Annotated in this window: 19 protein-coding genes and 1 tRNA gene; 11 read left to right on the plus strand and 9 right to left on the minus strand. The window is 59.6% G+C overall.

Translation table 11 applies throughout. The features are described from left to right. Positions 1–137: 137 nt before the first annotated feature. The 4 genes from CCANI_RS03750 to cobF all read left to right on the plus strand — a co-directional run bounded on the left by CCANI_RS03750 (position 138) and on the right by cobF (position 3,603). Positions 138–210 (plus strand) — tRNA-Arg (locus CCANI_RS03750). 186 nt (positions 211–396) lie between these two features. Then, positions 397–1,317, plus strand: coding sequence for a hypothetical protein (locus CCANI_RS03755; protein ID WP_146323979.1), 921 nt, complete (start codon positions 397–399; stop codon positions 1,315–1,317). 1,150 nt (positions 1,318–2,467) lie between these two features. Continuing rightward, positions 2,468–2,746, plus strand: coding sequence for a cg0963 family protein (locus CCANI_RS03760; protein ID WP_146323978.1), 279 nt, complete (start codon positions 2,468–2,470; stop codon positions 2,744–2,746). A 68-nt stretch (positions 2,747–2,814) separates the two neighbouring features. Beyond that, positions 2,815–3,603, plus strand: a complete 789-nt coding sequence (cobF, locus tag CCANI_RS03765) for a precorrin-6A synthase (deacetylating) (protein ID WP_146323977.1) — start codon at positions 2,815–2,817, stop codon at positions 3,601–3,603. Here the strand turns inward: cobF and CCANI_RS03770 are convergent. From CCANI_RS03770 to CCANI_RS03780, 3 genes are read right to left on the minus strand one after another with little or no spacing between them, the layout of a single operon-like run. Then, complete coding sequence (locus tag CCANI_RS03770; protein ID WP_146323976.1) at positions 3,540–3,797, minus strand: mycoredoxin; 258 nt, start codon at positions 3,795–3,797, stop codon at positions 3,540–3,542. The genes cobF and CCANI_RS03770 overlap by 64 nt on opposite strands. Positions 3,798–3,804: 7 nt before the next feature. Continuing rightward, a complete protein-coding gene (locus tag CCANI_RS03775) occupies positions 3,805–4,293 on the minus strand; it encodes a dihydrofolate reductase (protein WP_146323975.1) in 489 nt (162 codons plus the stop codon). Then, positions 4,293–5,093 (minus strand): thymidylate synthase, encoded by an 801-nt coding sequence (locus CCANI_RS03780; protein ID WP_146323974.1) that lies wholly within the window; start codon positions 5,091–5,093, stop codon positions 4,293–4,295. The genes CCANI_RS03775 and CCANI_RS03780 overlap by 1 nt, the downstream gene beginning before the upstream one ends. Before the next feature lie 517 nt (positions 5,094–5,610). Between CCANI_RS03780 and CCANI_RS03785 the strand changes: the two genes are divergently transcribed. Continuing rightward, positions 5,611–5,940: a hypothetical protein gene (locus CCANI_RS03785; RefSeq protein ID WP_146323973.1), complete on the plus strand. Its 330-nt coding sequence runs from the start codon at positions 5,611–5,613 to the stop codon at positions 5,938–5,940. Between the two features lie 151 nt (positions 5,941–6,091). Here CCANI_RS03785 and CCANI_RS03790 read toward each other — a convergent pair whose 3' ends face one another. Continuing rightward, on the minus strand, positions 6,092–6,421 hold the full coding sequence (locus CCANI_RS03790; RefSeq protein ID WP_146323972.1) for a winged helix-turn-helix transcriptional regulator: 330 nt from the start codon (positions 6,419–6,421) through the stop codon (positions 6,092–6,094). A gap of 89 nt (positions 6,422–6,510) precedes the next feature. On the opposite strand from CCANI_RS03790, the gene CCANI_RS03795 reads away from it, so the two are divergent. Further along, positions 6,511–7,146, plus strand: coding sequence for an NAD(P)-dependent oxidoreductase (locus CCANI_RS03795; RefSeq protein ID WP_146323971.1), 636 nt, complete (start codon positions 6,511–6,513; stop codon positions 7,144–7,146). Here CCANI_RS03795 and CCANI_RS03800 read toward each other — a convergent pair. Continuing rightward, a complete protein-coding gene (locus CCANI_RS03800; RefSeq protein ID WP_146323970.1) occupies positions 7,143–7,844 on the minus strand; it encodes a DNA alkylation repair protein in 702 nt (233 codons plus the stop codon). The genes CCANI_RS03795 and CCANI_RS03800 overlap by 4 nt on opposite strands. A gap of 19 nt (positions 7,845–7,863) precedes the next feature. After that, positions 7,864–8,622: a 3'(2'),5'-bisphosphate nucleotidase CysQ gene (locus CCANI_RS03805; protein ID WP_146323969.1), complete on the minus strand. Its 759-nt coding sequence runs from the start codon at positions 8,620–8,622 to the stop codon at positions 7,864–7,866. 34 nt (positions 8,623–8,656) lie between these two features. Between CCANI_RS03805 and CCANI_RS03810 the strand changes: the two genes are divergently transcribed. From CCANI_RS03810 to CCANI_RS03820, 3 genes are all read left to right on the plus strand, one after another. Next, positions 8,657–13,144, plus strand: a complete 4,488-nt coding sequence (locus CCANI_RS03810) for an Lhr family ATP-dependent helicase (protein WP_146323968.1) — start codon at positions 8,657–8,659, stop codon at positions 13,142–13,144. Positions 13,145–13,160: 16 nt separating this feature from the next. Beyond that, on the plus strand, positions 13,161–13,961 hold the full coding sequence (locus CCANI_RS03815) for a DNA-formamidopyrimidine glycosylase family protein (RefSeq protein ID WP_146323967.1): 801 nt from the start codon (positions 13,161–13,163) through the stop codon (positions 13,959–13,961). A gap of 274 nt (positions 13,962–14,235) precedes the next feature. Further along, positions 14,236–14,754 (plus strand): PadR family transcriptional regulator, encoded by a 519-nt coding sequence (locus CCANI_RS03820; protein WP_146323966.1) that lies wholly within the window; start codon positions 14,236–14,238, stop codon positions 14,752–14,754. On the opposite strand, the gene CCANI_RS03825 is transcribed toward CCANI_RS03820, so the two are convergent. Continuing rightward, positions 14,704–15,885, minus strand: a complete 1,182-nt coding sequence (locus tag CCANI_RS03825; protein ID WP_246118185.1) for an MFS transporter — start codon at positions 15,883–15,885, stop codon at positions 14,704–14,706. The two genes, CCANI_RS03820 and CCANI_RS03825, sit on opposite strands and share 51 nt — an antisense overlap. A gap of 161 nt (positions 15,886–16,046) precedes the next feature. Between CCANI_RS03825 and CCANI_RS03830 the strand changes: the two genes are divergently transcribed. Both CCANI_RS03830 and CCANI_RS03835 read left to right on the plus strand, forming a co-directional pair. Beyond that, on the plus strand, positions 16,047–16,586 hold the full coding sequence (locus CCANI_RS03830) for a lipoprotein LpqH (RefSeq protein WP_146323965.1): 540 nt from the start codon (positions 16,047–16,049) through the stop codon (positions 16,584–16,586). A gap of 15 nt (positions 16,587–16,601) precedes the next feature. Then, on the plus strand, positions 16,602–16,988 hold the full coding sequence (locus tag CCANI_RS03835; RefSeq protein WP_146323964.1) for a YccF domain-containing protein: 387 nt from the start codon (positions 16,602–16,604) through the stop codon (positions 16,986–16,988). 210 nt (positions 16,989–17,198) lie between these two features. Here CCANI_RS03835 and CCANI_RS03840 read toward each other — a convergent pair whose 3' ends face one another. Next, positions 17,199–18,710, minus strand: coding sequence for a hypothetical protein (locus CCANI_RS03840; protein WP_146323963.1), 1,512 nt, complete (start codon positions 18,708–18,710; stop codon positions 17,199–17,201). 494 nt (positions 18,711–19,204) lie between these two features. Beyond that, positions 19,205–20,845 carry a glucose-6-phosphate isomerase gene (pgi, locus tag CCANI_RS03845; RefSeq protein ID WP_146323962.1) on the minus strand — a complete coding sequence of 547 codons (1,641 nt, stop codon included), beginning with the start codon at positions 20,843–20,845 and terminating at the stop codon, positions 19,205–19,207. Positions 20,846–20,862 lie beyond the last annotated feature (17 nt).

A 20,862-nucleotide genomic window follows, 5' to 3' on the forward strand; every position in this document is an offset into this window, starting at 1 on the left:
ATAGACGATCGCACACGAACCACATGGGCAACTCTAATTGACAATTAACCCATTGGCAACACCCTGCGGTTTGGGAGAGCCCACCTCTTGAGCTACTATTTCTAACGGTGGCACACGCGCTGCGTTACCGCCCAAAAGCCCTAGTAGCTCAGTGGATAGAGCACGGCTCTCCTAAAGCCGGTGTCGGAGGTTCGATTCCTCTCTGGGGCGCTCAATTCCGCCTTCGATCCCCGCATGGCGTCGGTCCTGCGCCGGGTCTTGCCGGGGCGCGCAGGTTGGGGCCGTTGCCGGGGCACGCAGGGCAGGGCAGTTGCCGGGGCCGTTGCTGTGTCGCCGGATGTACGGTGTGACCTAAGTCATTCTGCCACCGGGCGTCACACGTGATACATTCATAGTATGTCGCGGGGGAATCTTGAAATTGCAAACCGCCTGATCGTCATGCGCGAATGCGACCAAAAAATCAGGCAGCGGGTATATCGCGCCTACTGCCGCGAAAAGAACTTGCGGCTTGCCCAAGGCGTCTATATTGACTCGAATTACTACCACGACCTGCCGTTTTGGGATCAACATCGGCTCCGCGCCTTGGCATGCGGCGCCTCGCGGGTTCGCATCGTTGCCGGCATTTCCGCCGCCATGCTGTGGGAAATGTGGGTGATCGCTAACCCCGCAACCCCCGTCGAATACTACCTAGCGCGCGGCCGCAAAGAACAAGAAACACCAGGTCGGCGGCTTTCCGGCGCGCTCCCAGAAGACGACTACCTCGCCGGAGCCCGAGTCTGTGTAACCACCCGCGCCCGCACCATCTTCGACCTAGCAAACATACACGGCTATCAAACCTGCTTCGTAGCGGCATCCTCCGTATTGGCACAGAACCCCGAAAACATGGAAGAGCTCGCCGCGTTCGCCGACCGTTCGGAAACGCTCGCGCGTGTGCTTCGGGACGTCGATACGCGCGTAGAATCGCCCGCCGAAGCCGCCTTTTTAGCGCAGGTGTGCGAGGAGGGGATTTTTCGGGTAATCCCGCAGGTTTCCATCATCGACGGCCAAGGCACGATGCGCCGCGCGGACTTCCAAATCCACAAAACCAACGTCCTAGTCGAAGTGTCAGGGCTTGGAAAATACGGAACCACCGAAGCCGACCAGCGCTACCGCGTGGATCGTGCCGCGGGGAGATTGGACGCGCTCGCTACCGCCGGGTATCGGATCTGGGCCTATTCCGCCCAGCAGGTGTTTTCCGGCGAAGCGTATCGCGATGCGCGGCGGCGGTATCTTGCGGCCCGCGAAGCTGGCTATCCGTTGTATCCCAGGTTGGAGTGATGTTAGGTGGGGTTGGAGGGGGTTTTGGGGTTGGAAGGTCTTTTGGGGCTTCGGTGCGTGTTAATTGAGCGCTTGGTACTGGGTGGGTATGCGCCGCGAGATGTTTTGCTGGTTAAAGCTTTTGAGGGAAGGCGCCGCAGCAGCCTCTCTGGGGCCTTGAAACTGTCTACCCTTGTTGGGATATGGCCAAGTTCCGCTAAATGCGTCATTTTGATATGGTAGATTGTTGACGACCTATTCGCATGCATGGAGTTGAACGGTGTCTACCGATATTTTTTACACACAAATCCCGAAATCTGTGTAAAAAATATCGCGACAGCTGCCCTGGGCGGCCCCAGATGATGAAAATTACACAGAATCATCGATTTGTGTGTAAAAAACTTCATGTGAAGTGCGCGACCTATCGCCACGGCCGGCCAACGGCCCGATGACTGGCCGATCTATGCGCTCGTCACCTATGGTCTGCCGCCTCGCGCCTCAAAGCGACAGGAACGTGATGGGCTCGGGTGTGCCAACCCTAATTCTGGGAGTATGGATTCTAGGCACCAATTACATATGGGATCATATCTATTGCCCGTCTGAAAGTCGTCGCCGCAGGAGCCCATCTGGGCCTCTAAAATTTGCTGACCCTGGTCAGCTATGGTCGCATTCGGTTAATTGCGTCATTTTGATATGGTAGGCTGTGGACAATCTATTTACACGTTCGGAGTTGAACGGTGTCTACCGATATTTTTTACACACAAATCCCGAAATCTGTGTAAAAAATATCGCATTGGCAGCCCTGGGCGGCCCCAGATGATGAAAATTACACAGAATCCTCGATTTGTGTGTAAAAAACTTCATGTAACGTGCCCAACCAATCCTTGAGGCCGCCGACATAGGTAAGTTGCCGACATAGGCTAGTTATGACCGTTCAGCCAAGCTATGACCTATGTGCAAGCGATGGCTGCTAAACCAAGCCGCATGGGGAAGCCCATTCCGACACCCGCACGCACATCCAATCGTGTTCCAAGCCACCCCCGTTTGGTAGTTGCTCAAGGGTTCGTACAGGGTTTTGCCTTCTGCACCACCCTAAAATGGGTATTCTTGCCCGTGACGTGTGGGTGAACACATACACTTGGGTGACATTGTTTATCTCCGGAGGTACCAAATGACAGAATTGAAGCCCACGTTTACGGATGTTGATAGCCGCAAGATCATCACCAAGCTGGTTGATCTCAATGGCTTTGAGTACCTTTCTGTCGAGGAGATCACGGACGACGGCGCCTCGACGAAATTGCTGCTCCGCCTGAATATGTACGATGCGAAGCGACTTTCTCAAGCTTGTGAGATGTTTATGCAGCGCAGCATCGCACGCAACTTTGCGGATCTGTCCGGCCACCTGACCCCGACGGACCGCGTGGATATTTTCGGCGAAGACGAAGACTAGTAGTTTTCGGCGATACAATAAGGGCCTGCCCGCTACAGGGTGGGCTTTTTTCATGGAAGGACCGCGCGATGCGCACGTTGTTTGTGATCGGGATTGGGGCAGGCAGCCCGCAGCACTTGACGTTGGAGGCCGTCGCGGCTTTGCAGCAGGTAGATGCGGTCCTGGCTTTTGATAAAGGCGATGTCAAGGAGGATTTATTAGCGCTGCGCCGGACGATTCTTGCCGCGCACGCTCCTGACGTGCCGTTGATTACTATGGCGGATCCGCCGCGGGATCGCCGGCCGAAGGAGTATGTGGGGGAGGTGAAGCGCTGGCTGACAGAGCGTTCGGAGCTCCTAGAGCGAACGATCGTGGCAAATATCCCGGAAGATGGCGCCGCCGCGATCCTCGTGTGGGGGGATCCGTCGCTGTATGATTCCACGCTCCGCATCCTCGCGGCCATGCGAACTGAAGTGCGAATAAAGGTGATCCCAGGCATTACGGCCATCCAAGCGTTGACGGCCGCTCACGCCATCCCTCTCAATCGCATCGGCAGCGAAATCACAATTACTACCGCACGTCAGTTCCCCGATACCTACAATAAGGACAATTGCGTGGTCATGCTCGACGGCGGCGCGGCGTGGCTTACCTGCACGGATCCGAATGCGTATATCTGGTGGGGTGCCTACCTCGGCATGCCGTACCAGGAGATCCGTGCCGGGTTTATCAAGGACATCGGCCACGAGCTGTCTGCCCTGAAGCAGGAGTTGCGCGCCCGGCACGGTTGGATCATGGATATTTACCTGGTGCGAATTCAGGAGGATGCGAGTTCTTCCAGCTTGCGCCGCACTTCGGAGGCCGGCGGGTTCGTCGCGTAGGTGCCGTCGGAGTATTTGACGGTGGGCACGACCCGGTTGCCGTCGTTGACGGATTTCACCCATTCGGCCGCCGCCTCGTCCTGTTCGACGTCGATCCGCGCGTAGGGGGTTTCGGTACGGTCGAGGGCTTTGACCAGGCGTTGGCAGAAGGGGCACCAGTCGGTCGTGTATAGCGTTACGTGTTCGTTACTCATGATTGTTCTAACGTCCCGCGCCCGAAAATGATTCCGGACGTTTCCAGGTTTGGAAGCGGTACCGTACCCCCGTTTGCGATTCCAACCAGCCGGATTCGGCGACGCATTCGAAGTCCTCCGGGAGGTTCGGGGCGTGGACTGTGCGCGCTCCGGCGGGTGTCGCGACGTCGATAAGCGTCCGCTCAATCGAATGTACTAGCGGTAGTGTCGCGGCGTATACCTCACCCCCGCCGATAATCCAACCGTGCTCCGGACATTGCGTTACGACGGTCGCGCCCGCCGACCAAGTGCCTGGGCTGCGGGTGGACAGCACGATGTTGTCGCGGCCGGGCAGGGGCCTTTTGGGGAGCGATTCCCACGTGCGTCGACCCATAATGACCGGAAACCCCGAGGTCAGGCGCTTAAAGTGGGCCAAGTCTTCGGGGACGTGCCAGAACATGCGTGTCCCGTCGCCGATGACGCCGTCGAGGTTTTCGGCCCAGATTGCGCGGAGCATTACACGGCCACCTCGCCTCGGATGGTTGGGTGGGGGTGGTAGTAGATAACTTCGATGTCCTCGAATGTGTAGTCGAATATCGAGCTTGCCTTGCGGAGCTTGAGCTGGGGGTAGGGGCGGGGTTCGCGGGACAGCTGAAGCTCCACTTGGTCGCGGTGATTGTCGTAGATGTGGCAGTCCCCGCCGGTCCAGATGAATTCGCCAACCTGTACGCCTGCCTGTTGGGCGAACATATGAGTGAGCAGCGCGTAGGAGGCGATATTAAACGGCACGCCTAGGAACATGTCGGCGCTGCGTTGGTAGAGCTGGCAGGACAGGCGACCGTCCGCGACATAGAGCTGGAACAGCAGGTGGCAGGGCGGCAGGGCCATGTTGTGCAGCTCGCCTACGTTCCAGGCGGAGACGATATTGCGGCGGGAGTCCGGGTCGGTGCGCAGCAGGGCGAGCGCTTCGGAAATTTGATCGATATGCTTCCCGTTGGGGGTGGGCCAGCTGCGCCATTGCACCCCGTAGATGGGGCCTAGCTCGCCACGCTCGTCGGCCCATTCGTTCCAAATTCGGATGCCGTGTTCGCGCAAGAATTCGATATTGGAATCGCCGCGTAGGAACCACAGCAGCTCGCCCACCACGGCGTGAAAATGCACCTTTTTGGTGGTGATCAGCGGGAAGAAATCTTGCAGCGGAAAGCGCATTTGTTGCGCAAAGAGGCTCGTGGTGCCCGTGCCGGTGCGGTCGGCTTTGTGGCTGCCCTCGGCGAGGATTTTGCGAAGCAGGTCTTCGTACGGAGTCGGGGAGCTCATGGCACGTAGTTTACGTGGTGGGTGTTGTGAGGACGTGGCGAAGCCCCGCGGCGCGCCATTCCCGCATGGGAAACGGTGTGCGATCTGGGCGTTTGGGTGGGGGAGTTCCCCCTGGGTGGTTGCCCGGAGTATCGCGCGTTGCCGATCAGGGTATAAGCTCGTAGCCACGCCACCAATCACCGCGTGGATTTGAATAATGTGTTCGTAATACCGCGGGTCGCGTAATTGGGTGGAATGGGATCTGAATACTTTTCAAAAGGGGTTCATTCGACGTAAATGGTGATACCTTGAAAGTGAAGGTATTTAAAAATCAATTTACCCTTCAAAGAACTTAACAACTCGCCCAAAAATCCCTTAGAACGTATTTTCTCTATGGTGTTTTCGGGTTTTAATCTGGCAGGTGAACATGCGTTTCAGTGATAAAAATCTGAAAGTGCCTGCTTGGGTATGAGCATCCTTACGGCTGCCTTCCCGTAGAATTTTAGGCAAGAGATCTTCACATGAAGTGGAAACGGTAATGGAAAATAGTTTACGCACTGTATTTTTTGTTCATAGGGATGAAGGCGCAGACGAACGTCAGAGTGATGGAGTTCATCTGTGCGTCATCCCCTCCCGTGAAGACGGCAAGGTCTGCTTCTACTGCAACGAGTACATGTTGATCTGGGACTCGTTGGAGGACGTCGGGGAACTTGAAGATGCAATCCCGATCGACGGGGAAACCAAGATCCGGCCCGCCACATTGGTAGAGGTTTGCGAAGCCGGCCTCGCGGATCTGGTGGACCTAGTAGTGCAACACGAACGCGGCGAGGATGGACAGATCCACGCCACCTTTATGCAATTACCGTAGCTTTTGCGCAGAGAATTGAAGTCACCCGATGGGGGTGGCTCGCTTCGGCATGCCGTCGGGGGAACGCGCAGGCCGAGCGCCTCACGCGCAGGCCGCCAACCAATCCGCGCCCTCGCCGACCCTAGGCCCGCCTCTCGACCCCGAGCCAGGCTCACGCTTTTCCGTCGGCGAGGAAACGCTGGTACTCGCTGCCCCAATCGAACATTGAATCGAGCACGGGGCTGAGCCGGTGGCCCAACTCCGTCAATTCATATTCCACCCGCGGGGGCACCTCCGCATAGACAGTGCGGGTGAGCAGCCCGGATTCCTCCATGGCCCGCAGGTTGCTGGTAAGCACCTTTTGCGAGATGTTTCCTACCGACCGTTTCAGCTCGCTAAACCGCTTCGGCCCGTCCAAGAGGTCGCGGATAATCAGGATCCGCCACCGGTTGGCCAAAAAACACAACGTTACTTCGACGGGGCAATCGGGCAGGTCAGACACGGCAGCTCCTCTACTAGTATCCGCATGGTGCCTACAGCACTTCAAAGTGCCTTCTTTTCAAAAGATACCAACCAGCTTACGGTAAAGCCATGAATATCGCAGTGATTGGAGCGAACGGCGCAGTCGGTTCGCTCGTACTACAGGAAGCAATCGCCCGCGGGCACGAGGTCACGGCCATTACCCGGTCACCGATCGACCGCGACGGCGCCCGCAATATCGTCCGAGATGTGTTCGAATTGCAGGCGGAAGACCTCACCGGAATCGACGTTATCGTCGATGCGTTCGGCGCCTACGATACGGAACGGCTGCCGCAACACAAGTCCCACCTCGTCCACCTTGAAGATGTGCTCAGCCCCTCGCAACGCCTGATCGTGGTGGGCAGCGCAGGCGGGCTGTTCGCGGACGAATCCCGCACCACCCGCGTGCTGGAAACCCCAGAAATGCCGCAGCAATTCAAGCCCCTTGCCCTGGCCATGCTTGATGCGTTCCGGTATTTGCGCGATCAGTCCGCCATCAATTGGACCTATGTGTCCCCGCCGCTCGATTTCCGCCCCGATGGCCCCCGCACCGGCACCTACCAGCTCGGTGACGACGTCCTGCGGCTCAGCGCGAACGGCGAAAGCACCGTGAGCTATGCGGACTACGCCATCGCGATCCTCGACGAAGCGGAGCTCCCCGCCGATCAGCAGCACCGCAGGCAACGGGTCGGCGTCGTCGATGTCTAAAGGTGTTTGAGCGCCTCTCGGCGGGATAGCGGCTGCATATCGGGGTGTGCAGCCACGAACTCCCGCACCCATTCCGGGTCGGTGCGGGCGTAGTCGCGCAGCGCCCACCCGATCGCCTTAGCCACGAAGAATTCTGGGTCCGTGATATTCGCCTCCACCACCTGGGACAGGAGTTCGATGTCGGTATCGGCCTTAGCCTGCAGCTGGCACAAAATTGCGAATCTCCGGATCCACCGATCTGGATCCCGCGCCCACTCGGTCATTCGTTCGAATTCCGCGGCAAACCCAGCATCGCCGCGCCGCCCCCGAATGTAGTTGTGAACGTGCACGCATTCATCCACCAAGTCCCACCACGCCCCCGTTCGAACAAAATGCTCAACTAGGCCCATGGCGGAGGCATCCAGCCGCGCGGCGTGTTTCGGGATAAGCAGCAGCATGATCGCCGCGCGCCGAAACTCGCGGTGGGTTGCGTGGTCCCAGAGTTCCCGCGCGGTGTCGATAAGCATTGGAAGCGCCAGGCCGTCGGCGGCATGATTGCGGGCGGCCTGGCGTACCAGCGTGCGCAATTGCGGTATTTGCAGCCCGAGCAATGGCTCGTGGGTTTTTAGGTACCGTTGTTGTTGCGCAGCGCGTTCGGGGTCGGCATGCACCGGCAAACTGGCTCGCAGTTCGCTTACCAGTTCGTAGTGCACGCCCATCGCAACACGCCCGTCGGAATCAGTACCCGCCGTTGGCCTCGCGGAAGTTCGCGGCCAGCGTGAGCATTTCCTCCGCCAGCTCGGGGCGGCAGATCAAAATGTCCGGCAGGTAGGTGTCTTCGTTGTTGTATTCGAGCTCGCTACCGTCGAGGCGTGAGCAGTGCAACCCGGCCGCGCGGCACACCCCAACGGGGGCGGCGGAGTCCCATTCGTATTGGCCGCCGGCGTGGACATATGCGTCCGCGTCGCCGAGCAAAACGTGCATGGCTTTCGCGCCCGCGGACCCCATGGACACCATGGTGTAGCCGAGTTTTTCGGCGATGTGGCCGGCGACCTTCGGCGGACGGTTGTGCGAAACCATGAGCTTCTTCGACAGCGGACCCATCACGGCTTTGGCGTCGGAGGAATGGAACACAACGCCGAGGTCCGGCAAGCCCACGGCGGCGTGGATTGGTTGCCGGTTTTCAATCAGCGCAATGTGCACGGCCCAGTCCTGCCGTCCCGTGGCGAATTCTTTCGTGCCGTCGAGGGGATCGATAATCCATACGCGGTCTTTGGCTAGCCGCGCCGGGTTGTCTGCTGCTTCTTCGGAGAGGAATCCATCGTCGGGGCGGTGTTGTGCGAGCACCCGGGCGATCCAGTTTTGGGCGAGGTCATCGCCTGCATCACCGAGGTTGGTTCCGCGGAGCAAACCGACGTTGCGAACACCTTTAAGAATTTCACCGGTTCCTTGCGCGAGGCGGCGGGTGAGAATGGCATCATCGAAGTGTGCAGTCATGGCACAAGTCTAGCCTTCTGGTTGGATGGTAGGCATGTCTGAATCTGTGTTGGGGCGGTTCCGTCCGCAGGTGGCGGCGTGGTTCCGCGATGTCTTTTCCGCGCCCACCGCCGTCCAAACGCAGGCATGGGAACGCATCAGCGATGGTGATAACGCGCTGGTGGTGGCCCCGACGGGTTCCGGCAAGACGTTGGCGGCGTTTTTGTGGGCATTGAATTCGCTCGCCGCTCCACCCGAGCAGAGCGCGCTTTTCGACGCCCCGATGCCCCCGCGACGTCGTCACGTAAAGGTGCTCTATATCTCACCGTTGAAGGCGCTGGGGGTGGATGTGGAGCAGAATCTGCGGGCGCCGCTGACGGGCATTTCGGTGACGGCGCGGCGGCTGGGTTTGCCGGTGCCGGAGATTCGGGTCGGGGTGCGGTCCGGCGATACCCCGGCGGCGGAGCGGGCGCGGCTGCAACGGAACCCACCGGACATTTTGATCACCACGCCGGAGTCGCTGTATCTGATGCTTACTTCGAAAGCAGCTGCGACGCTGAGCGAAGTGCATACGGTGATCGTGGATGAGATCCACGCGTTGGCCGGAACGAAGCGCGGCTCTCACCTTGCATTGAGCCTCGAACGTTTATCCATGATGACGGAATTTCAGCGCATCGGCCTGTCCGCCACCGTGCGGCCCCTGGAACGCGTGGCGGAATTCCTGGGTCCGGGTACGGTGATCGTGGCGCCGCCCGCGGAAAAACGCTGGGATTTGCATGTTCACGTGGGGGAAGAGGATATGTCGGACCTTTCCAATAGGGAGCAGGGGTCCACGATCGGGGAATTGGTCTTGGATTCGGAGTTGCCCGAGTTTGCCAGCGAATCTGCCTTGCCGGTGGCCAATTCCATGTGGCCTTCCATCGAACGTGATGTCTATCAGCAGGTCATGTCGGCGCGTTCGACTTTGCTGTTTGTAAATTCGCGGCGGACCGCGGAGCGGCTAACCTCCCGGCTGAACGAGCTGTGGGCATTAGAACACGATCCCGAATCTTTGGCGTATCAGGGGCGGCGGGATCCGGCCCAGATCATGTCTTCCGGGGACATCGCGGGGCGGGCGCCGCAGGTGATCGCGCGGGCGCATCACGGCTCGGTAAGCAAGGAGGATCGGGCGCGTACCGAGCGCATGCTCAAGGCGGGGGAATTGCGCTGTGTGGTGGCCACCTCATCGCTCGAACTGGGGATCGATATGGGTGCCGTGGAGCTGGTGATCCAGGTGGAATCCCCGCCGAGCGTGGCGGCCGGGTTGCAGCGCGTGGGCCGCGCAGGGCACGCCGTGGGCGCGACGTCGATAGGTAGGTTGTATCCGTTGCACCGCGCTGACCTGGTGCAAACTGCCGTGGTGGTGGATCGGATGCGCGCCGGGATGATCGAGGAGCTTTCGGTGCCCAAAAACCCGCTCGACGTGCTGGCGCAGCAAACCGTGGCGGCGGTGGCGATGGCCGACCTGGATATCGACGATTGGTTCGAAACCGTGCGGCGCGCGTATCCGTACCGCGACCTGCCCCGCGAGGCATTCGACGCTGTGATCGATTTGGTGAGCGGCAGCTATCCCAGCACCGAATTCGCAGAGCTCAGACCCCGCGTGGATTTCGATCGAATCTCTGGTCAATTAACGGCTCGGCCGGGGGCGCAGCGCCTGGCGGTGACCAATGGCGGCACCATCCCGGATCGCGGCATGTTCGGGGTGTTCCTCGTCGGCGGCGAGGAGGGGGCGCGCAGGGTCGGGGAGCTCGATGAGGAAATGGTGCACGAGACCCGCGTCGCCGATGTGTTTACCCTTGGCGCATCGAGTTGGAGGGTGGAGGAAATCACCCGCGACCAGGTATTAGTCACGCCTGCGCCGGGGCATACGGGCAGGTTGCCGTTCTGGAAAGGCGACCAGACCGGTCGCCCCGCGGAGCTTGGGAAGGCGGTGGGTGCGTTTCGCCGCGACCCCCGATTGAGCGATGATCTCGATGCCAACGCCGCCAATAATATCCGCAAATTCTTGGCGGATCAGCTGGAAGCCACGGGCATTATTCCCGATGAAAAGACCCTAGTAATCGAACGTTTCCGCGACGAGCTTGGGGATTGGCGGGTGATCCTGCATTCCCCCTATGGGCGCGGCGTCAATGCGGCGTGGGCGCTTGCGGTAGGCGCTCAGTTCGATTTCGACGCGCAGGTCGTGGCGGGCGATGATGGCATGATCCTGCGCATCCCGGATTGCGATATTGAGCCGGGGGCGGAACTCTTTCAGATCGATCCCGCCGAGATCGAAGATATTGTCGCCCGTGAGGTCGGTGGCTCCGCATTGTTCGCGGCCCGGTTCCGGGAATGCGCCGCCCGCGCCTTATTGATGCCGCTGCAACGCCCCGGCCAGCGGGCGCCATTGTGGCAACAGCGGCAGCGCGCTTCCCAATTGCTGGAGGTGGCCCGCAAATACCCGAGCTTCCCCGTGATATTAGAAACCGTGCGCGAATGCATGCAGGATGTGTACGACCTGCCCGCGCTGGTGCAATTGCTTTCGGATATCGCCGCCCGCCGGGTCCGCATCACGGAAGTCACCGTGGATCAGCCGAGCCCGTTCGCGGCCTCCTTATTGTTCCATTACGCGGGCGCATTTATGTACGAAGGCGACGCTCCCTCGGCGGAAAAGCGGGCCGCCGCATTGGCCCTGGACCCAGCGCTGATGGCGAAGCTGCTGGGCAAAGTGGAGCTCCGGGAGCTCCTAGATGCCGATGTGGTGGTGGCCGTGGAGCGCGATATTCGCCGCTACGGGCGCGCCCGCAACCCAATAGAACTCGAGGATTCCCTGCGTATCCTCGGGCCGATACCCATCGCGGACCTGGATTGGTATTGCACGTATCCGGAACCGGAAGGCAGCCTGACGCATCGCATGATGTCGGTGCGCATCGCGGGCATTGAACACATCGCCTTATCCCAAGACGCCCCGCTATTGCGCGATGGTTTGGGGGTGCCCGTGCCGGTTGGGGTGGCTGCGTCTCCGGAGGTGGTCACCGATGCATTAGAACAATTGCTCGGGCGTTGGGCGCGCACGCATCTGCCGTTTACCGTCGCGGAGATCGCCGCCGCATTCGGATTGCCCATCGGCACCGCGCACAGCGCCTTGCGGGGCTTGGATCTGCTGGCTGGCCACTACACTTCATCGGATGAACAGCTGTGCGATTCGCGGGTATTGCGGATATTGCGCAGCCGAAGCCTTGCCGCCGCTCGCGCGGCCGTTTCGCCGGTATCCCCGGAGGCCTTTGCGCGTTTCTTTCTGGATTGGCATCGGGTCGCACCTGTGGGCAAAAGGCCCGAATTGCACGGGATCGATGGCGTGTATTCGGTCATCGAACAGCTTTCCGGGGTGCGGCTTCCCGCCAGCGCCTGGGAGTCCATCGTTTTGCCCTCCCGCGTGGCCGATTACAACCCGGCTTGGCTGGATGAATTGACCACCCACGGGGAAGTCATCCTGCGCGGCGCGGGCAAGGCCGGCTCGCGCGATCCGTGGGTGGTGTTGCTGCCTGCGGAAGACGCGGCGCAGATAACCGCCGTGTCGCAGCCGGAGCCCACGCTTGGCATGGTCGACCAACAAGTGTTCGATTATCTAAGCCAGGGAGGCGGTTACCTATTTAGCGATATTCGAGCGCACGTTCGTGCAACGCCCAACGAGGTGCGGGACGCGATGTGGAACCTCGTCGAGGCGGGACTTATCGCGCCCGATGGTTTTCAGCCCGTGCGCGCGCATCTTGGCTCCGGCGGACGCGTGGCTCACCGCGCTTCTCGGCGGCCGTCGCGGACCCGCGCGCCGATCCCGCCGGACGCGGTGGGGCGATGGTCAGCGACCGAGGTGCCAGCGGCGAATGCGACGGAGCGCGGCAAAGCCTATGGCGATATTTGGCTGAATCGCTACGGCGTGGTCACCCGCGGAAGCATCGTCAGCGAGGACGTTATTGGCGGGTTTGCCTTGGCATATAAGGTATTGAGCGGTTTCGAGGAACGCGGCAAGGCGCTGCGCGGATACCTGATCGATGGGCTCGGCGCCTCCCAATTTTCCACCCCCGCGGTGGTCGATCGGCTGCGCAGTTTTGAGGATAATGCGCCCGCCGAGCCGAAGTTGTATGTGCTCGCGGCCGCCGATCCGGCCAATCCGTACGGTGCGGCTTTGCCGTGGCCGGTGCCGAATCTGAGCCGTGCTGCGGGTGCGCGGGTGATCTTGGTCGACGGTCGGCTTGTGGGCTACCTCACTCGGGGCGGCAAAAACCTGACGCTGATCGCCGAAACCGAGCTCGCACATATTGCCGAAGCCTTAAGCCATACCGGGGATACCGTAGCCAAGATTAATAGCGAAAACGTTCTAACCTCGCCGTACCTGCCGGAGTTTCAGGCCTTGGGGGCGCGGATCAGTCCGCAGGGCATGCGCATGCCTGCCCGCAATATACGCCCTGCGGAACGTAAAACCCGCGGCCGACGGCTGTCCGATATCCGCTTCGACGATTGACCCCTACAATAAGGCCATGCCCGAAGGCGACTCTGTGTTCCAACTTTCCGAACGCCTGCAACCGCTCACCGGCAGGCTGGTCACCCGCACACAGTTGCGGGTTCCGCGATACGCTACAGTGCGTTTCGACGGCGCGGAGCTCACCCGCCTCTGGCCCTACGGCAAACACCTGTTCATGTGCTTCGATCACCAAATTCTGCATACCCACCTGAAGATGGAGGGCACCTGGTCTGTGCATCGTAAAGGGGTGCGGTGGCGCAAGCCCGGACATAAGGCGCGGGTGGTCTTGCAATTCGAAGACGGTATCGAGCTCGTGGGCTTCGAACTCGGGTTTGTTCGGGTGTTCGATGCCGGGGAATATTCCGAGCGGATCGCCCACCTAGGGCCCGATGTATTGGCGGAAGAATGGGATATTGCGGAGGCGCGGCGGCGCATCTTGGCGCGTCCGGAACGTCCGATTGGCACCGCGCTTTTGGATCAGCGCAACCTTGCGGGCGTGGGCAATGAGTATCGAATGGAGATTTGCTTTCTTGCGGGTGTGCACCCCGCCACGCCGGTGGCAAAGGTGGACATTGATAAAGTTTTGCGGATCACGCGGCGGCTGATGTGGGCGAATCGTCGCTCGCCGATACGGGTGACCACGGGGGTGCGGCGCGCCGGGGAGAATTCCTATGTGTTTGGCCGGAACCATCGCCCGTGCCGCCGCTGCGGAACCCTGATTGTTAAGGGCGTGCTCGGCGGCCCCGATCAGGGCGGCGATCCCGATGAACTCGAACGCATTATCTGGTGGTGCCCGCATTGCCAACCGGCGCGATAACCCCGATAGGAGGGTGATCCCGCCGCATTGCGCGCGGGGCGTCGCCGGGCCAAGGGGGTAACTTTAGCGAGCGTTTAACCGGCCCCATTGCGGGCGTGGTGGCTGCAGGTAAGGGAGGAAAAACGCTGGTCAGAAGGGGCGTCGATAAGCGACGGCCACGGCGCGCGGGGGCATCACAAAGGCGTGGCCGCGGGAGCTGCGGGTGGGGCCGGATCCCGCTCAAGGAGGTGTCTAGGAGGCAGGCCACACATTGACTATCGTCTACGCTTGTGACATGGCTTACGTCATCCTAGGACTGTTGCTGATCCGCTCAATGAGTCTCTACGACCTAGTTCGTGCGTTCGAAGCCGGACCGTCGTTGTTTTACAGCGCAAGCTCCGGAAGTATCAAACGTGCGATCGATGGGCTGCTGCGCGATGGGAAGATTGAAGTGGAGCACATTGATGCCGGTGCGCGGGGTCGGAAAACCTATCGCATTACGGAAACTGGCAATGCCGAGTTTCACACATGGATGCGATCCAAAATCCCGTTGGGGAACGCGGAACCGGCCATGCTTGCGCGGCTGTTTTTCCTTGGCTTCGTGCCCGCCGACCAGCGCGGCGTGATCCTGGACAATATCGAGCACGGGCTGTTGCAGAGCTTGGTGCGGCTGCGGAAGCTTGAGGGGCAGGTGGCGCAGGCGGAGGTTCCGAAACATTTATCGGATGTGGCGATGTACCAGCGGGCGGTGCTCGCGTACGGCTTAGCGACCCACCAATTCAGCCTCGACTGGTTTCGCCACAATTTGCGATAGCTGGTCTTCTACATGCACATTGCGCGTGCAGAACCAGCTCCCCGCAATCATGCAGAGCAGCGCGATCGAGGTGAAAATCGTGGGCGGCATCCAGCTGTCGGTGTAGTCGTACAAGAGTCCGAATCCAAGGGGGCCGACGCACGCCATTGTGTAGCCGGCGCCTTGCCCGAACGCGGACAATGCGGTCGCGCCGTCGACAGTCCGGGCGCGGAAATTGATGAGCGTCAGCGCCATGGGGAAGCTGCAGGGGCCCACCGCGGAGAGCGTGATCCAAACCCATGGGGCGGACATCGCATCCCACGCCATGCCCACATTGCCCACAATAAACAGTGCGCCAAAACCGGCGACGATGGGGAACGGGTCGTCGAAACGCGCGACGAACCACGGTCCGATAAACGCTAACAATAACCCCAGCGCGGACCACCAGGCCAGCATCAATGCGCCGAATTGCACGGGGGCGCCGGCGTCGACATAAATGCGTGGAATGAAAATCATGAGCGAATACGTGGTAAGGCTGGTGCAACCGAACATCACGGCCATGCCCACGCCGGCGGAAGTTCGCCACACCGCTAATCGACGCCGCGACGAACCCGCAGCAGGAACCGGCGACGCGGCCGGGCGACGGCGCCACAACGGAACCCACGCCAGCGCAGCAACCATCCCAAGGGCCGCCCACGACGCCAGCGAAATTTGCCAATTTGTGCGAACCGCAAGCGGCTCGGCGAACAGGGGAGCGACGGACATGCCGATCTGCATCGCCACCATATACGTGGTGGACAACGCCGGAACCCGGTTTGGGAAATGTGTGCGAACCACGATGGGCATCAGGGCGTTGGTGGCACCCACGGCGAATAATGCGAGGATCGAACCTACGACCAACAGTGCGAACGACGGGCCGAGCACACGGAGCACTTGGCCGGCGGCGGTGAGGAGCATCGCTAGGATCAGCGCGCTGTGGAGCGTCAATCGGCGCAGCATCAATGGCGTGCTAAACGCGCTGAGCGCAAACATCGCGGTGGGGATCATGCCGAGCACGCCGATCAAAGTGCCGCCGACGCCGAGGGATTCCTGAATGCGGGGCACCAGCGGCGGCAAAGCGGTAACCGCGGCGCGGAGGTTAAGAGCAGTCAAAAATATTGCAATGAGTGCGATAAACCTGTGATCGCGTGGGGCTGAAACTCGCTGTTGAGGCACTCGTATAACTATAGCCTTCGTTGCAAAGGCGCTAGCTAGGGGCAGGCAACCTGAGTAACGTGGGGCTGGAGAGGCGAACCATCAGGAGGTTTACAACCATGAAGAAAACCGCGATGATCTCAATGATGCTCATCGTCGCGTTCGGAATGGCAGCATGTAATGACGGTGAATCAGAACTCGGGAAAGCCCAATCGGGGGTAGAATCCGCTTCCGCTCTGTCCAGCGAAACCAGCACCGCCGCAATCGGAGATACCTCAACAAAAACCTCGCCGCCGGCCGTGATGAGCGAAGCCGGGCCCGGGGAAGTCAGCGTGGAAGTGGACGGCAATGTCCTCGACGAACAATTCACGCCGGTGGTGTGCACCCCAGACGGCCCCAGCCTGAAACTGGAGGGCGGCGTAGAAAACAGCGCCGAAATCGACGTGACAATTGACAATCCCGATGCCGGGCCGGCGTTGGGCGAACTACAAATAAAAACCCACACATTAAACGTGAAAATCGACGATCGCACGCGGGCCGAAGCGACCGTGACCAACGACGGAACCGCCTGGGTGATCGAAGGCAATGGCAGGCACGAAGGTCACGAAAACACCGAGCTGCCAGCCACCGTGAAAACACGTATTGTGTGCCCAGCGTGATGTGAGGAAACATCGATGAAACTCATTTTGAATATCATATGGCTGATCACCGGCGGCCTGTGGCTGGCCATCGGCTACCTGTTCTTTGGGGTGCTGGCCTGCCTGTTCGTGGTGACCATCCCAGCCGGTGTGGCTTCCTTCCGCATGGCAAACTACGCCCTCTGGCCGTTCGGAAGGGAAGTGGTGGACGCCCCCGGTGTGGCGCCATTGGCAGGACTGTCGAACCTGATCTGGTTCTTGGTGGCCGGGTTGTGGCTCGCCATCGGGCACATTATGACCGCGGCAGCGCAGGCGATCACGATCATTGGAATACCGTTGGCGATTGCGAACGTGAAAATGATCCCGGTGACCTGCTTCCCGTTTGGCAAGCAAATCGTGGCTTCGGAGCGCGGGTTGTTTTAGCGGGGTTAGCCCGCGGGCGTGAAGCCTTACATGCCGCGGATTAATTTTCTACAATCGCTCTTGGATGTTCCTTTTTCCGTCCGGGTAGAACGGGATGTGGGGCTGGCTGCATCGCATGCAGCCAGCCCCAATTTTGGTGTTCGGCGGGTTTGGTGTGTTCGGCGAGGGCACGGTGGGTGGTCTGGTGGGTGCGCGGTGCGGGCGCTCGTGTCAGGAAATCAGCGGGCGCATCGTCGTTTCCTTATCGGCGATATGATCCTGCAATTGCTTCTTGATCGTAAGGACTTCCTGCAGGAATTTGCGCGGAATCGTGCTCAGCAGCACCGGGCGGTCGGGCCGCCACGGCAATGTAATGCACGACGTGTACGGGGTCATGGTGCCACGCAAGATCTGATTGGCGGCATGCGCGTAGCGTGTGCTTTCCAGAATGCCAAGGCCGATGGGGATCACCAGCGTGAAGCACATCTGCATGAGCATGAGGCCGACCGGTGGCTGCACGTTGTATTCCGTTGCTAGTACCTCGGACATGGCCAAGATCGGAACGATGAAAATGAACATCGCAGCGATAAAGAACAGCACCAGCAGCGGACGGTTATTCAGCAGGTAGCGTTCTCGAAGTTGCAGCGGGAAGCGCAAACGCTTCATGCAATTCACCATGATGGGGGTGGCGATCAGCGACGTGATAATGGTGAGCGTGAACACATCCGAAATCGGTTCGCTCAGGAGCCTTTCCGCAAAAACCATATTAAGCAGACCGGTAAAGAACGCGGCAAGGCCGTACACGAGAATAAAGCGCAGGAAACTCAACGAGATGGCAGGCGGAAGCTTCTCGCACTCCGGATTGGAAATCTGCACAACCTTGCGCTGTTCCTGATCCTCCGTGGGGATCTTGGCCCATTGCAATAACGCAGAATACTTGGAATCGTTCTCGATGGTACGCAGCAGTTTTTGCACATCATCGTCGTAGCCAAAGAAATCCATGCTCAGAATAATGTGGATAATTCCGGCGACCAGAATGCAGGTGAGCGCAAATGCGATTGATTCGAAACGGCTGGTGGGGGAGAGCCACGCAAATACCGCCCAAATTGCGGAAAGTACCGTAAGCGCGTAGATCAGCGTGTGTTGCAGGAAGCGCAGCGTGGAATCAACTTTGCTAAAGGTAACCACATATTGGGCTGCATTTTTCACATAGTGTTCGGGTCGCTCGGTGCGTTCCGGCGGCGAGCCGGAGGGGCGGAGTTTACCCAGGGTAGATTTAATCTTTGTTTCCGCCCGCGAAGCGGTGGATTTCAGGTACGCGGAAATGCCCACAAATAGCGCCATAATTGTAATCGTGATGGCGAATGGAGGGTTGGGCTCAGGGCCGCCAAAGAAGGTGCCGAATTGATTGAAATTCGACGAAAAAATAAAGAAGGTACCCAAAAATAGAATGATCTGAACGACTACGGTTCCGCGCTGTTTACCTTGCTCCGCTTGGTAAAACGAAGCCATTGTTTGGAATGCGGTCGTAGATTCCATTGCCGGCTGTTGCGGCGTTGCCGTCACATGATGCACGGCCTGCGCTGAACTGCCGTTTGTGACGGCCGTTGCGTAGCCGGAAGGGCTGACCGCCAGCGCGGAGGACGTGTCATTACCCGCCGAATTTTCGGGGAGTTCGATCACAGTTGCGCTGTCCGGTTTGCTTGTGAGCTTCTGCGTAGTTTGGAATTTAGAATCGGACATTTCAGGATTGCCTCAATTATCACATAGGCCGTCTTTGGGTTTCCTAATTCTAGCATGTGTGTTTTATCGAACGGCATGTGTAGCACTCGAAATGTGGCACTGTGGGAACCCGTGAATTGATACTTCCAGAACTGTCAAAATATGTAGTTATGAAGCGCGTAAACAAATTGCGAACGCCCGAATATCCTTATTTGGCGCGGTTGTTCTATTTAATCCCGCGAGAACTCGGAAAGATATATGCCATGCTATTGAATTGGGCCATGGGAAAGTCGCGAGTTGGCCGCGTGCAGCCCCCGAGATTTGCGCAGTACAGCCAAACGCAGGCCACTAACGAATGTATGGTCGAAACTACACCGAAAATGGGGGTACGTCGGCGGCTGCTCTATCACTGCCCGCTCCCGTGGCCCACACCCGCACCCAGCCCAACGTCCTCACCAAAAACTCCCCGCCGCATCCGCAACGGGGAGTCCTCTTAGCGGCCGAAACCGCGTTCGTTATTTCTTGGAGCGGTACCACAAGATCAGGCCGTCGGAGGAGCTATCGCCAGAATCCGGCTGCTCCTCGCCCGTGACGGCTGGCAGCAGATCGCCGGCTTGCTTCTTGCCCAGCTCAACGCCCCATTGATCGAAGGAATTGATGTCCCATACGACACCTTGTACGAACGTAATGTGCTCGTACAGCGCGATAAGCGCGCCCAATACGGCGGGCGTTAATTCTTCCGCCAAGATGGTGGTGGAGGGCCGGTTCCCCGGCATCATCTTGTGGGTCACCAGTTCGACGGGGACGCCTTCGTCGGAGATTTCCGCGGCGGTCTTGCCAAACGCCAAGACTTTCGTTTGTGCGAAGAAGTTGCTCATGAGCAGGTCATGCATGCTGCCCGTGCCGTCCGCGGTGGGCAAATCTTGCTTCGGCCGCGCGAATCCGATGAAGTCGGCGGGGACCATTCGAGTGCCTTGGTGCATGAGTTGGAAGAACGCGTGCTGGCCGTTCGTGCCGGGCTCGCCCCAGTACACTTCGCCGGTATCGCAATTCACCGACGTGCCATCGTGTCGAACAGACTTTCCGTTGGACTCCATGGTGAGCTGCTGCAGGTAGGCGGGGAAGCGCGCCAGATCCTGCGCATATGGCAGCACGGCGTGGGTGGCGGCACCGTAAAAATCGCCGTACCAGACGCCCAGCAGACCCATCAGTGCGGGAACGTTTTCGGCCAGCGGAGCGGTGCGGAAGTGCTCATCCATGGCGTGGAAGCCGGCGAGGAATCGCATGAAGTCCATGGGACCGATCACCGCCATCAGCGACAGCCCGATCGCGGAATCCACGGAGTAGCGGCCGCCGACCCAGTCCCAGAATCCGAACATATTATTGGTGTCGATGCCAAACTCAGCGACCTTTTCCGCGTTCGTGGACACCGCAACGAAGTGCTTTGCGACGGCCGCTTCATCGCCGTCGAAGGCATCCAACAGCCAGCGCTTCGCGGCGTGGGCATTGGCGAGAGTTTCTTGCGTGGTAAAGGTCTTGGAGGCAACAACAAAGAGCGTGGAGGCGGGATCCAGGTCTTCGAGCGTGGCTACCAGGTCGGCGGGGTCAACATTGGACACGAAACGGGCGGAAATCCCAGCGGTGGCATAATGCCGTAGCGCGCGCGTCGCCATGGCGGGGCCCAAGTCGGAACCGCCGATCCCAATATTCACGATCGTTTTAATCGTACGACCGGTGTGGCCCAACCATTCGCCGGAGCGCAAAGCGTGTGCAAAGTCACGCATGCGGCCAAGGACCTCGTGCACATCCGCCGCAACATCTTGCCCGTCGACCTTCAAGTCGCGTTCCACCGGCAGGCGCAGCGCGGTGTGTAGGACCGCGCGATCTTCGGTGTTATTGATGTGCTCGCCATTGAACATAGCTTCGGTATGTTCCTTGAGCTTTGCCGCTTCAGCGAGGTCTAAAAGAAGCTCAACGGTTTTATCGTTGATGAGGTTCTTTGACAGGTCTACGTGCAGGCCAGCGGCGTCGAAAGTCAGTTTGCTTGCGCGCTCGGGGTCCGCAGCGAAAAGGTTCCGCAACGTGGTCTCGCTGAGCTCGTTGTGGTGGGCTGCCAACGCCTTCCATTGTGCGGTGGCTGTGATGTCTGCTGCCATGTTGTCTCCTCGTGTGG

This window comes from Corynebacterium canis (assembly GCF_030408595.1).
GTDB lineage: Bacteria > Actinomycetota > Actinomycetes > Mycobacteriales > Mycobacteriaceae > Corynebacterium > Corynebacterium canis.